Genomic DNA, 12,851 nt, shown 5'->3' with positions numbered 1-12,851 from the left:
CCCCAACCCCTCCCCTGAAGGGGAGGGGCTTGATGGCAGCTTCCCACCCATTTACGAGACGCTTGGAGATGGAAACCCCTTACTTCCCCTCCAACATCTCGATCATCAGCGAAAAGTCGCGCCCCGCTTCACCCTGATTGGCGAGCAGCTGGTAAAGCGACTCCGCCGCATTTCCCATCGGCACGCTCGCTCCGACCGAAGCGGCGGCTTCCGTCGCCAGCTTCAAATCCTTCAGCATCAGCCCCACGGCGAAACCGCCCTGATAGCCATTGTCCGACGGGCTTTGCGGCCCGACGCCCGGCACCGGGCAATAGCTGGTCATGGACCAGCTTTGCCCCGACGATACGCTGGAAATATCGTAGAAGGTCTGCGGGTCGAGGCCCAGCTTCTTCGCCATGGCGAAGGTCTCGCAGGTCGCCACCATGGTCGCGCCCAGCAGCATGTTGTTGCAGATCTTGGCGGCCTGACCATTGCCCGCGCCGCCGGCATGGATCACCGCCTTGCCCATGGCCGACAGGATCGGCCTGGCCCGGCCGAAAGCCTGGTCCGAGCCGCCGACCATGAAGGTCAGCGTACCGCCATTGGCCGCCGCGATGCCGCCTGAAACGGGTGCATCGACCATCTCGAAGCCCTTGCCCGCAGCGGCTTCCTCCACCCGGCGCGCCGTCGCGACGTCAATGGTCGAACAGTCGAGGAACAGCGCATCCGCCTTGGCCGCCCCGAAGACCTCGCCCGTATAGACGGCTTCCACATGCTTTCCCGCTGGCAGCATCGTGACCACCGCATCGGCGCCTGAGACCGCTTCCGCCGCGCTGGCGCAGCGCACGGCGCCCGCTTCGGCCGCCTTGGCCAGCGCCTCTTCCGAAAGGTCGAAGGCCCGCACGGCAAAGCCGTTCTTCAGCAGATTTGCGGCCATCCCACCGCCCATATTGCCCAGGCCGATGAAGGCGATGGTCTGGCTCATTTCAGGCACTCCTCTAGAGCGATTTCATGTCAGATAGACCATCTGACGGCTTGGAAATCACGGAAAACAAAGCATGTTCAGCCGCGCAGTTCGGGCAGCGGCGTCCATTCCCTTTCCGGCGGCAAGGGCGCGAACAGGCTGTCCACCAGCTCGTCCGTCACATCCTCCGGCCGCGCGGGATTCCATCGCGGCGCATTGTCCTTGTCGAAGATCACCGCGCGCACGCCCTCCACGAAATCGGGACGGCGGATGACATGATGGCCGATGCGATATTCGTTGCGCATATTGTCGGCAAAATCGGTGAAGGCAGCGCCCTCGACCATCTGGCGCAGCGCCACCTTGATCGTCTGCGGCGATTTGGTGGCGAGCGTCGCCAGTTGCTCGCGCGCCCAGTCCGATCCGTCGGCTTCCAATGCAGCCAGAATATCCTCGAAGCGGTCCGAAGCGAACAGCCGGTCGATCTCCTCCCGATGCGCCTGCCAGGCCGATGGCGGCGGCGTATCGGCCATTTCGTCCAGTATTTCCGCCAATCCGTCGGGATCGGCAATGATCCGCGCCTTGACGGCATCCAGCTTGTCCGACGCCATATAATGGGTCGCGATGCCGATGGCGGCGCAATCCGCGCCCTTGATCCGCGCCCCCGTCGTCGCCAGCCATGCTCCGGTTCGCCCCGGCATGCGCGGCAGGAACCAGCCGCCGCCCACATCGGGAAACAGCCCAATGCCCGTCTCCGGCATGGCATATGTGGTCCGCTCTGTCGCCACGCGATAGCGCGCCGGATCGGAAATCCCCACGCCCCCGCCCATGACGATGCCATCGATGAAGGCAATAATTGGCTTTGCATAGACGAACAGCAGATGGTTCATCCGATATTCGGTGAAGAAGAATTGCTCCGCCTCCGAACAGTCGCCCCTGGCGCTGTCGGCGATCATGGCGATGTCCCCGCCCGCGCAGAAACCGCGCCCTTCGGCATGATCCAGCATCACCGCAACGACGCTCTCATCCTCCCGCCAGGCCAGCAGCGCATCAATGATCGCGCCGCACATTTCGGTGGTCAGCGCATGGATCGCCTTGGGCCGGTTCAGCCTTATCCGCCCCACGCCATTGTCGACGGAAATCAGCACCTGATCGGTCATAAAATCTCCTGCGCATTCTCTCTCGGGCTTAGGACCGCAGCATGTCGCGGGCGATGATCATGCGCATCACCTGATTGGTGCCTTCCAGGATCGAATGCACACGCAGATCGCGCCAGAAGCGCTCGATCGGATAGTCCATCAGATAGCCATAGCCGCCATGCAGCTGCAGCGCCCGGTCGACCACCGAGGATCCGGTGTCGGTCGCCAGCCGCTTGGCCATGGCGGCGAAGCGCGTCTTGTCCGGCGCATTCTCCGTCACCTTGACCGCCGCCGCATAGAGCAGCGTACGGGCGGCCTGAAGCTCTGTCTCCATATCCGCCAGCGTGAACTGCGTGTTCTGGAAATCCGCGATGCTCTGCCCGAACTGCTTGCGATCCTTGGTGTAAGTGAGCGCTTCGTCGATGCAGCGCTGCGCTCCGCCCAGCGAGCAGGCGCCGATGTTGAGCCGCCCGCCGTCCAGCCCCATCATCGCGATGCGAAAGCCTTCGCCCTCGGCGCCGACCAGATTCTCGACCGGCACCCGCACGCCGTCGAAATTGACCTGAGCCGTCGGCTGCGAATGCCAGCCGAGCTTGCGTTCCTGCGCGCCGAAGCTGACGCCGGGCATGTCCTTCTCGATGACGAGGCAGGATATGCCCTTCGGCCCGTCGTCGCCGGTACGGACCATGACGACATAGATTTCATTCTCCCCGCCGCCGGAGATGAACTGCTTGGAGCCGGTGACGACATAATGATCGCCTTGCCTGATCGCCCGCGTCTTGAGCGCCGCCGCGTCGGACCCAGATCCCGCTTCGGTCAGGCAATAGCTGCCGATCCGCTCCATCGGCACCATGGAGGGCAGATATTTGTCCTTCACGGCCTGCGATCCGAACCGGTCGATCATCCAGGCGGCCATATTGTGGATCGAGATGAACGCGCTGGTCGACGGACAGCCATAGGCCATCGCCTCCATGATCAGCGCCGCCTCCAGCCGCCCAAGGCCGATGCCGCCCGATTCCTCCGACACATAGATGCCGCCGAAGCCCAGTTCCGCCGCGGCGCGGATGGTGTCGCGGGGGAAGATATGCTTTTCGTCCCACTCCGCCGCAAAAGGGGTGATTGCATCGGCGGTGAACCGGCGCGCCATCTCCTGAATGGCCAACTGGTCCTCGGTGAGATCGAACTGGCTCACAAACTCTCCTGACGTTCGCTTTGGGTTGCTTCTAGATACGATGCGGAATTGCACGCAACAACGCAGTTCTGCATAGCATTGCAGCGATTTTGCAGATTTGGCGAGTGATGAATGTTCGATTGGGACGATCTCAGGGTCTTTCTGGCGGTGGCGCGCACGCGAAAGATCGCGCCCGCCGCGCGAGCCCTGGGGATCGATGCAACGACCATAGCGCGGCGGCTTGCCCGGCTGGAGAAGGCGCTGGGGCCCGAACTGTTCGAAGTGGGGGCGGGGGAGCGCACGCTGACGGCCCATGGCCAGGCGTTGCTGAGCCATGCCGAAAGCATCGAGAGCGCGGCGCTCGCCGCGATGGAGGAGGCGACCGGGCGGGAGCATCATCTGAACGGCCAGGTGCGCCTTTCGGTGGCCGAGGGTTTTGGCACCTGGGTGCTGGCGCCGGGGCTTGCCGACTTCGCGAGGCGCCATCCCGCCATCAGGCTGGACCTCATCACCGCATCCGGTTTCCTCAATCCGTCCAAGAGGGAGGCCGACATGGCGGTCATGCTGGCCCGGCCGCAGCGGGGGCGGCTGTCGGTTCGCCGGATGGGCGATTACCGGCTGCACCTTTATGCCGCGCCCCACTATCTGGCGGAGGCGGGCGTGCCCGAAGGCACCGCCGACCTGCGCGATCATGTGCTGATCGGCTATGTGCCGGAATTCATCTTCTCGCCCGAACTCGACTATCTGGACGAGGTGGAGGCGGGGCTGGAAGCCAGTCTGCGCGCCACCAGCATCAATATGCAGCATCGCATGATCGCGGAAGGGGCGGGGATCGGCGTGCTGCCCGATTTCATCGCGGGCGGCGATCCTTCGCTGGTGCCGGTGATGGCCGGCGAGGTGGAGATCATGCGCAGTTTCTGGCTGGTGACGCATGGCGACCTTAAGAAGCTGCCCCGCATCGCGGCCGTGGCGCTATGGTTGCAGGAGCGTATCGAAACCCTGAAAAGCGCCGCCGAGGTCGACCAGCCGACGGGAAATCGCCTCTAGGCCATATCGACGCGGCCCGTCGGGGCCGCTAAGGGAGTCGGCATGACAGTGAAATGGTCGCAGTTCGCTCATGCAGCATAAGTCCAAGCGCAGCCGGGCGATGACCCTGCCCAACAGCGAGTTTCGCACCCGGGCGACCGAATATCTGGATTTCCTGGCCGCCTGGGTGAAGAAACCGCGCCAGACCGCATCCGTGGTGCCCAGCAGCCGTTATCTCGCGCGGTTGATGGTCGAACATATCGATCCGGAGGACGGCCGGGTAATCGAACTGGGCGGCGGCACGGGCGTCTTCACCCGAGCGATCCTGGGCACCGGCCTTCCCCCGGACAAGCTGGAGGTGGTGGAGATCAACCCAGCCTTTGCGCGCGGGCTGCGGCGTCATTTTCCCCATGTTTCGGTGCTGGAGACACCGGCGCAGATCGTTTCCACCGCAACCGCCGGCGAGGCCGGGGAATATCAGACGGTCATCAGCGGCTTGCCCCTGCTGGCGATGGATCGGCAGATGCATGCCGATATTCTTTCCGAAAGCTTCCGCATGCTGCGGCCCGGCGGCGCCTTCATCCAGTTCACTTATTCGATGCGTCCGCCCGTGAGCCGGGAGATTCTTGACGCGCTCGGCCTGGAGGTGGTCAGGGCTGGCCAGACCGTCCGCAACTTCCCGCCTGCCACGGTCTTCCGCTTTTTCCGCAAGGGCGAATAGACTGCGGTTGCGCCGCGCGGGCGGCACCCTATCTTTGCGCTTCAGAAAAAGGGGGCACTGCCGCGCATGGCGTCCATCATCACCGTTTCGGGCCTGACCAAAAGCTATGCTTCGGGTTTTCAGGCGCTCAGGGGCGTCGACCTGGAGATCGAGGAGGGCGAGATATTCGCGCTGCTTGGGCCGAATGGCGCCGGCAAGACCACCATGATCTCCATCATCTGCGGCAATGTCCGGCCGACGGGCGGCAGCGTCACCGTCGCCGGGCATGACATCGTCCGCGACTATCGCGGATCGCGTTCCGCCATCGGCCTGGTGCCGCAGGAACTGCATACCGATGCGTTCGAACGGGTGATCGACACGGTCACCTTCTCTCGCGGATTGTTCGGCAAGCCGCGCAACGACGCCTATATCGAGAAGATCCTGCGCGACCTGTCGCTCTGGGACAAGCGCCACAGCAAGATATTGGAGCTGTCGGGCGGCATGAAGCGCCGTGTGATGATCGCCAAGGCGCTGTCGCACGAACCGCGGGTGCTGTTCCTGGACGAGCCGACCGCCGGGGTGGACGTCGAACTGCGCCGGGACATGTGGAAGCTGATCGGGGAACTGCGCCAGACCGGCGTCACCATCATCCTCACCACCCATTATATCGAGGAAGCGGAGGAAATGGCCGACCGGGTCGGCGTCATCAACAGGGGCGAACTGGTGCTGGTGGAGGAAAAGACCGCCCTCATGAAGAAGCTCGGCAAGAAGACGCTGACCATCGTGCTGGCGGAACCGCTGTCCGCCGTGCCGCCGGAGCTTGGCGAATGGCAGGTCGCGCTGAAGGCGGACGGCCATGAGATCGAATATGTGTTCGACACTCAGGCGGAACGGACCGGCGTATCGTCGCTGCTGCGCAAGCTGGGCGATCTTGGCATCGGCTATAAGGACCTCAATACCGAGCAGAGCAGCCTGGAGGATATTTTCGTTTCCCTGGTCCATCGGGAGAAGGCGGCATGAGCGGGTTCAATTATCGGGCCATATGGGCGATTTATAAGTTCGAACTGCATCGCTTCCGCCGCACGCTGCTGACCGGGCTGCTGGTGCCGGTGATCACCACCTCGCTTTATTTCGTGGTGTTCGGCGGCGCGATCGGTTCGCGCATGACGCAGATCGACGGGATACCCTATGCGGCCTTCATCGTGCCCGGCCTGATCATGATGTCGATGTTCACCGAAAGCATCTTCAACGCCAGCTTCGGCATCTATATGCCCAAATTCACCGGCACCATCTATGAACTGCTGTCGGCGCCGGTATCGGCGGTGGAGACGATCATCGCCTATGTCGGCGCGGCGGCGACCAAATCCCTGATCGTCGGCACCATCATCTTCGTGACCGCGCATCTGTTCGTCGACATCCATGTCGCCCATCCGCTCGCGATGGTCGCCTTCATGGTGCTGATCGCGGTCAGCTTCTGCCTGTTCGGCTTCATATTGGGGATATGGGCGCAGAGTTTCGAGCAGTTGCAGGTGATCCCGCTACTGCTGATCATGCCGATGACCTTTCTGGGCGGCGCCTTCTATTCGATCCACATGCTGGCGGAGCCGTGGCGGACGATCACGCTGTTCAACCCGATCGTCTATCTGATCTCCGGTTTCCGCTGGACCTTCTTCGGGCGGGGCGATGTGGGCATCGAGTTCAGCCTGCTGTTCGTCGCGGCCATGCTGGCGCTTTGCCTTGCCATCATCGGCTGGATGTTCCGGACGGGCTATCGCCTCAAGAAATAAGGCGCAAGGCGTCCGGGTCCGGCTTAACAAGCCTTGCTCCTGTGTAGGCAGGGGCCCGGGCCTGCCGTTCGAACCGGATTCCTGTCCGCGCAGGAACACGGATCAATGCCCCTAGAGCAGATTCCGATCCGATTGCATCGGCTCGACTGCTCTAGATTTTGTGTTTTGTCGCGTTTTCCGAGTCAGCAGATGATTTCATCTGCTTGGAAAAGCGCTAGCTCAACCGGTCGATGGCCTCGGCATCCAGACCGCCGGGAATGACCATGATCGGGCAGGGCAGCTTGCCCGCGTCGGCGCCCGCGAAGTGCGAGACGAGGACGCCGGGGTGCCCGCTGGCGGCGGCCCCCAGCACCAATGCCGCGACATCGTCCATCTCCTCCAGCGTGTGGCGCACGACCGTCACCGGATCGCCCTGCCGCACGGTGATGCTGGGGCGGATGCCGGACTCGTCGGTCAGCGTGCCCGCCGCGCTCGTCACCAGCGCTTCGGCCCGTTGCAGGGCTTCATCCTCCATCGTCGCCTGCACGCCGCCCCATTGGACGAACTCGGCGGGAGGGATGAGGGCCAGGATACGGATCGCGCCCGCCGTCTTGGCGGCGCGCCGCGCAGCGAAACGAAGCGCCGTCTCCGCCTCCGGCGATTCGTCCACGACAACCAGATATGTCCGCATCTGCCGCGTCCTTACAGGGTAACGACCTTTTGGTCTTCATCGTCACAGGCGCCGGCTGAACCCATATGGTTAGCCGTGAACCAGAGTGGTGAAATGTGGCCGATTATCGGCGGGTGCGCAAGGCTTGGCCTTGACCGTTCCGGCCAAAGCGCCGAAACGAACTTCATTGCCCCATGCCCGATAAAGATGAGAGGCCTTCCACCCATGAGCAAGACGATCCAGATGCCGGCCCTTTCCCCGACCATGGAAGAAGGGACGCTGGCAAAGTGGCTGGTGAAGGAGGGCGACGCCGTCTCCTCCGGCGACCTGCTCGCAGAGATCGAGACCGACAAGGCGACGATGGAATTCGAAGCCGTCGATGAAGGCATAGTGGCCAAGATACTGGTGGCCGAAGGGGCGGAGGGCGTGAAGGTGGGCACGGTCATCGCCATCATCGCGGAGGAGGGCGAGGATGTATCGCAGGCCGCTGCTGGAAATGCCGCGCCCAAGGCGGCTGCTCCCGCAGAGAGTGCAGAGAGTCCTGCGCCCAAGGCTGACCCTGTTCCCGCCAAAGCGCCCGCACCTGCCGCCAAGGCTGATCCGGCGCCGGCCCAGGGGACCGATGGCAGGGTGAAGGCCAGCCCGCTCGCTCGCCGTCTGGCCGAGGCGAAGGGGCTCGATCTTGCCGCCGTCACCGGTTCCGGCCCCAATGGCCGCATCGTGAAAGCGGACCTCGACGGTGCGACGCCGGCCGCCAAGGCCGCTGCTCCGGCGCCTGCCTCCGCGCCTGCGGCCGCACCCGTCGCCGCTCCGGCTGCAGCGCAGGACTTTGGCATCCCGCATGAGGTCATCAAGCTCAGCGGCATGCGCAAGACGATCGCGCGCCGCCTGACCGAATCCAAGCAGCAGGTGCCCCATATCTACCTGACCGTGGACGTTCGGCTCGACAAGCTGTTGAAGCTGCGCGGAGAACTCAATGCCGGCCTTGCTTCGCGGGGCGTCAAGCTGTCGGTGAATGACCTGCTGATCAAGGCGCTGGGCGTCGCGCTGGTCCAGGTGCCGGAATGCAATGTGCAGTTCGCCGGCGACCAGATGCTGAAATTCCAGCGCGCCGACATTTCGGTCGCCGTGTCGATTCCCGGCGGGCTGATCACGCCGATCGTGACCGAAGCGGACAGCAAGGGCGTCGCCGCCATCTCGACCGCGATGAAGGACCTCGCCAGCCGCGCCAAGGACGGCAAGCTGAAGCCGGAGGAGTATCAGGGCGGCACCGCCTCGCTCTCCAACATGGGCATGTTCGGCATCAAGCAGTTCGAGGCCGTCATCAACCCGCCGCAGGGCATGATCATGGCTATCGGCGCGGGCGAGAAGCGGCCCTATGTCATCGACGACGCCCTCCAGATCGCGACCGTGATGTCGGCCACCGGCAGCTTCGACCATCGCGCCATTGACGGCGCGGACGGCGCCCGCCTGATGCAGGTCTTCAGGGAGCTGGTCGAAAATCCGATCGGCTTGCTGGCCTGATGAGCCGGCTGGACGAGCAGCCGCCGGCAGACCACCCGGCGGTGCGCGTCATCGCGATGCCCGCCGACACCAATCCCTATGGGGATATTTTCGGCGGCTGGTTGATGAGCCTGATGGATTCCGCGGCGGGTTCCGTCGCCGCCAGACACAGCCATGGCCGTGCCGTGACCATCGCGGTGGAGGGCATGACTTTCCTGCGCCCGGTCGTTGTGGGCGATGAGGTGTCGGTGTTTGCAACGCTGAAATCGGTCGGGCGCACGTCCATGAAGATCGACGTGGAAGCATGGCGCCGTGCCCGGCACGACGACCGCAGCTATCGCGTCACCCGCGCGACCTTCACATTCGTGGCGATCGGTGAGGATCGCCAGCCCCGTTCCGTGCCGCCCTTGGCGGACCAAGACTAGAGAGACCGATATGGCTGAGAATTACGACCTCATCGTTCTGGGCTCCGGCCCCGGCGGCTATGTGGCCGCGATCCGCGCCGCCCAACTGGGCCTGAAGACCGCCATTGTCGAGCGGGAGAATCTGGGCGGCATCTGCCTCAACTGGGGCTGCATCCCGACCAAGGCGCTCCTGCGTTCCGCTGAAATCTACCATTATATGCAGCATGCCGGGGACTATGGACTGGCGGCCGAGAAGATCAGCGCCGACATCGCGGCGGTGGTGAAGCGTTCGCGCGGCGTCGCCAAGCAACTGAACCAGGGCGTCACGCACCTGATGAAGAAGAACAAGATCGCCGTCCATATGGGCGAGGGCAAGCTGACCGGGAAGGGCAGGCTCAGCGTCACCAGGGACGGCAAGACGGAGGAACTGACGGCGAAGAACATCATCGTCGCCACCGGTGCGCGGGCGCGCGACCTGCCGGGCAGCCCGGCCGACGGCAAGCGCGTCTGGACCTATCGCCACGCCATGACCCCGCCGGAAATGCCGGGCAAGCTGCTGGTCATCGGATCGGGCGCGATCGGCATCGAGTTCGCCAGCTTCTACAATGACATGGGCGCCGACGTGACCGTGGTCGAGATGATGGACCGCATCGTGCCGGTCGAGGATGCGGATGTTTCCGCCTTTCTCGAAAAGGCGCTGAAGAAGCAGAGCATGACCATCCTGACCGGTGCCGGCGTCAGCGACATCCAGGTCGGCGCCAATGGCATCAAGGCGAAGCTGAAAGACAAGGCGGGCAAGGAGAGCGCCGCCGAATTCAGCCACATGATCGTCGCCATCGGCATCGTCCCCAATACGGAGAATATCGGCCTCAAGGAACTGGGCGTCGCCATGGACGAGCGCGGTTTCCTGAAGACCGACGCGATGTGCCGCACCAATGTCGACGGCCTCTGGGCGATCGGTGACATCACTGCCCCGCCGTGGCTGGCGCACAAGGCGAGCCATGAGGGCGTGATCGCGGCGGAAGCCATTGCCGGCAAGCATCCCCATGCCATGGACCCGCGCAATATTCCGGGCTGCACCTATTGCCATCCGCAGATCGCCTCCGTTGGCCTGACTGAAGCCAAGGCGAAGGAAGCCGGCTATGAGGTGAAGGTCGGCATGTTCCCCTTCATCGGCAATGGCAAGGCCATCGCGCTGGGCGAGGCGGAAGGCTTCACCAAGACGGTGTTCGATGCCAAGACCGGCGAGTTGCTTGGCGCGCATATGGTCGGTGCGGAAGTGACCGAGATGATCCAGGGCTATACCATCGGCAAGACGCTGGAGACGACCGAGGCGGAACTGATGCACACCGTCTTCCCGCATCCGACCATCTCGGAATCGATGCATGAAAGCGTGCTCGCCGCTTATGGGCGCGCACTCCATATCTGATCGGCGCAAAGCCGTGGCTAAAGGCGCGGGGGCGTTTGTCCTCGCGCTTTTTTGCGTCCTGGGGATTGCGCTGGTCCAGCGGCAGGGATGGCTGGATGGGCTGAATGCCGGGTTGATGGGAATGGCGGGGCGCGCGCGGGACAGCGGCACCGGAACCATCGTCACCTGGATCATGCAACTGGCGTCGGCCGTGGGCGGAACGGCCGGGCGCTTCGCGCTGCTGGGCGCCTGCTTCGTCGCGCTTTGGCGGATGGCGCGTGCGCGTGCCCTCTGGCTGTTCTGGGTGGCGTTCGGCGGGACATTGCTCAACCTGGCGCTCAAGCAGATATTTGCCGCGCCCCGGCCCGATCTGTTGCCGCATCTTGACCTGGTGAACAGCTATAGTTTTCCAAGCGGCCATGCGGCGGGAAACATGGTCTTCTTCGGGGCCCTGGCCATGCTGGGCGGGCGGCGCTCCGCCTATGTCGCCATGGGACTGGCGATTGCGCTGATCGGGATCAGCCGGGTCTGGCTGAGCGTGCATTGGCCAAGCGACGTGCTGGCGGGTTGGATCGAAGGACTGGGCTGGCTGGCGCTGTGCGGTGCCTGGCTACCAGCGCGGAGAGGGCAGGAAAAGTCGGCGGATGGGGTCATGGTGCGGGGGCATGCCGTCGGCGGTGACGAAGCCATGGACCCAGAAGCTGTCGAAAACCGTGGCGGCGGCAATGGCGAGTAGCAGCAGGGCCGATCCGGCGAACAGGGGCCGCGCGCCGCGCAGCGGGGCCGCCGGCATAAGGGCGAGCAATGCGAGTGGCAGAACGGGCAGGAAATAGCGACCCTGCGTCCCCTGGATATAGTCGGCGCTAAGCGGCGTGCCCGTCAGATACATGGCGGTTTCGATCAGCAGCGCCACCCCGGCCGCGATGGCGAGCCACCAGAGCCTTTGCCCCCATGAGACGCGCATGGCCGATCCGCTGCCAATCGCCGCGCCGAGCATTGCCAGCGCCAGCGGATAGGCGAGAAGAGGCAGCAAAATCGCATTCCAGCCGAAACGGCCCACGATCTGGAGCGCATAGACCGGCGTGCGTTCGGTGACGCTGGTGACAAGGATATGGAGATAGGCAAGCGGATCGCGCAGGATAACCGCCAATTGCTGACCGAGAGGCGCGGTCACGACCGTCTCGCCCGTCTTGCGCGACACGATATGGTAGAGCGCCTGGGTGCCGCCGGAGAGCTTCATCCACAGAAGGAAGGCGAAAGCGCCGATGACCATTGCGGCAAGGAGCGGCAGGGGTCGAAGATCGCGGCGGCTTTCCGGCCAGCGCAATCCGGCCGCCATCAACGGCAGATAGACGCCCTTGGCAAGCGCCAGCACGGGAGCGGTCAGGTAGAGCGCCAGGCCGCGTTTCGCCGTCCACCCCATGAAGCCGACCCGCAGCGCCAAGGCAAGGCCGAGAAAGCCCATGCCGTTGATGACCGCATCGGGGGAGAGCGAGGCATTTTGATAGCAGAAGGTCGGCAGCAGCGCCGTGGCGAGCAGGGCATTGCGGCCGAAGGGAACAAGGCCGAGCGCCGCGGCCAGCATGGCCAGTGCGAACAGGGCGTTGACGATCCGGCCACTGTAGAAAGCTCCCAGATGCGGCAGGCCCAGGCTCTTGCCGATCGCCAGACCGGTCGCTCCGGGCAAATAGAGGGTGGGCGCATAGTTCGCCACATTGGGGAAATCGGCAAAGCGCCGCTCATCGGCACGGGATTTCCCGGCATCCCACGCGATCATCAGCATGGACGGCCGGAACAGGCGGGCATCGGGTGATGCGCGCGTCGGGAAATGGGCGTCGTGCAGGTCGATGGCGGCGCGGGGAAGCTCCGCGCCGATCATCGCGCCCCGCTGCTTGGTCAGCATGCCGCCTTCGGAAAGGAGGAGCGCCTTCATAAAATGCTGATTCTCGTCGGGAGCCTGAAAGGGCGGCGTGACGCAGGCAAAGAAGAGGGTTGCGATGCAGATCAGGGCGTAGAGCCGCTTTTCCAGGCTGGTCCATGGCATATAGCCCGCCGTCGGCGGATTCGCCCGGCCGGATGTCCGTCTTTCCTGTCGCATCGATCGCCCCCTGTCTGGGCATGATG

General features: G+C 64.2%; 12 protein-coding genes and 1 pseudogene. 8 read left to right on the top strand and 5 right to left on the bottom strand.

The features are described from left to right. Positions 1-79: 79 nt before the first annotated feature. The 3 genes from mmsB to K7W03_RS10395 form a co-directional block, all read right to left on the bottom strand. Positions 80-964 (bottom strand): 3-hydroxyisobutyrate dehydrogenase, encoded by an 885-nt coding sequence (gene mmsB, locus K7W03_RS10405; protein WP_044662466.1) that lies wholly within the window; start codon positions 962-964, stop codon positions 80-82. A gap of 77 nt (positions 965-1,041) precedes the next feature. Further along, on the bottom strand, positions 1,042-2,100 hold the full coding sequence (locus tag K7W03_RS10400; RefSeq protein WP_222886254.1) for an enoyl-CoA hydratase/isomerase family protein: 1,059 nt from the start codon (positions 2,098-2,100) through the stop codon (positions 1,042-1,044). A 28-nt stretch (positions 2,101-2,128) separates the two neighbouring features. Further along, positions 2,129-3,271: an acyl-CoA dehydrogenase family protein gene (locus K7W03_RS10395; RefSeq protein WP_222886253.1), complete on the bottom strand. Its 1,143-nt coding sequence runs from the start codon at positions 3,269-3,271 to the stop codon at positions 2,129-2,131. A 111-nt stretch (positions 3,272-3,382) separates the two neighbouring features. Between K7W03_RS10395 and K7W03_RS10390 the strand changes: the two genes are divergently transcribed. From K7W03_RS10390 to K7W03_RS10375, 4 genes are all read left to right on the top strand, one after another. Beyond that, positions 3,383-4,297 carry a LysR family transcriptional regulator gene (locus K7W03_RS10390; protein ID WP_025549163.1) on the top strand — a complete coding sequence of 305 codons (915 nt, stop codon included), beginning with the start codon at positions 3,383-3,385 and terminating at the stop codon, positions 4,295-4,297. 70 nt (positions 4,298-4,367) lie between these two features. Further along, positions 4,368-4,997 (top strand): class I SAM-dependent methyltransferase, encoded by a 630-nt coding sequence (locus K7W03_RS10385; protein WP_025549165.1) that lies wholly within the window; start codon positions 4,368-4,370, stop codon positions 4,995-4,997. 66 nt (positions 4,998-5,063) lie between these two features. After that, positions 5,064-5,996: an ABC transporter ATP-binding protein gene (locus K7W03_RS10380; RefSeq protein WP_061938889.1), complete on the top strand. Its 933-nt coding sequence runs from the start codon at positions 5,064-5,066 to the stop codon at positions 5,994-5,996. After that, positions 5,993-6,763 (top strand): ABC transporter permease, encoded by a 771-nt coding sequence (locus tag K7W03_RS10375; protein ID WP_061938886.1) that lies wholly within the window; start codon positions 5,993-5,995, stop codon positions 6,761-6,763. The genes K7W03_RS10380 and K7W03_RS10375 overlap by 4 nt, the downstream gene beginning before the upstream one ends. A 214-nt stretch (positions 6,764-6,977) precedes the next feature. Here the strand turns inward: K7W03_RS10375 and K7W03_RS10370 are convergent, their stop codons facing one another. Continuing rightward, positions 6,978-7,433 (bottom strand): universal stress protein, encoded by a 456-nt coding sequence (locus K7W03_RS10370; RefSeq protein ID WP_025549169.1) that lies wholly within the window; start codon positions 7,431-7,433, stop codon positions 6,978-6,980. Positions 7,434-7,637: 204 nt separating this feature from the next. Between K7W03_RS10370 and K7W03_RS10365 the strand changes: the two genes are divergently transcribed. The 4 genes and pseudogenes from K7W03_RS10365 to K7W03_RS10350 all read left to right on the top strand — a co-directional run. After that, the gene (locus tag K7W03_RS10365) at positions 7,638-8,936 is read left to right on the top strand and encodes a pyruvate dehydrogenase complex dihydrolipoamide acetyltransferase (protein WP_222886252.1); all 1,299 of its coding nucleotides are present in this window, start codon (positions 7,638-7,640) and stop codon (positions 8,934-8,936) included. Continuing rightward, positions 8,936-9,340: an acyl-CoA thioesterase gene (locus K7W03_RS10360; RefSeq protein ID WP_048575700.1), complete on the top strand. Its 405-nt coding sequence runs from the start codon at positions 8,936-8,938 to the stop codon at positions 9,338-9,340. Before K7W03_RS10365 ends, K7W03_RS10360 begins: the two co-directional genes overlap by 1 nt. A gap of 10 nt (positions 9,341-9,350) precedes the next feature. Then, complete coding sequence (gene lpdA, locus K7W03_RS10355) at positions 9,351-10,748, top strand: dihydrolipoyl dehydrogenase (RefSeq protein ID WP_222886251.1); 1,398 nt, start codon at positions 9,351-9,353, stop codon at positions 10,746-10,748. Continuing rightward, positions 10,705-11,286, top strand: a pseudogene (locus tag K7W03_RS10350) (phosphatase PAP2 family protein); the annotation flags it as partial. The gene lpdA and the pseudogene K7W03_RS10350, both read left to right, overlap by 44 nt. Before the next feature lie 51 nt (positions 11,287-11,337). Here K7W03_RS10350 and K7W03_RS27775 read toward each other — a convergent pair. After that, positions 11,338-12,825 (bottom strand): DUF2142 domain-containing protein, encoded by a 1,488-nt coding sequence (locus K7W03_RS27775; protein ID WP_319024305.1) that lies wholly within the window; start codon positions 12,823-12,825, stop codon positions 11,338-11,340. Between the last annotated feature and the right edge of the window lie 26 nt (positions 12,826-12,851).

It is taken from the genome of Sphingobium sp. PNB (assembly GCF_019873065.1).
GTDB lineage: Bacteria > Pseudomonadota > Alphaproteobacteria > Sphingomonadales > Sphingomonadaceae > Sphingobium > Sphingobium fuliginis.
Note: the sequence above shows the minus strand (reverse complement) of the source record. Positions and strands in the feature narration are given on the sequence as shown.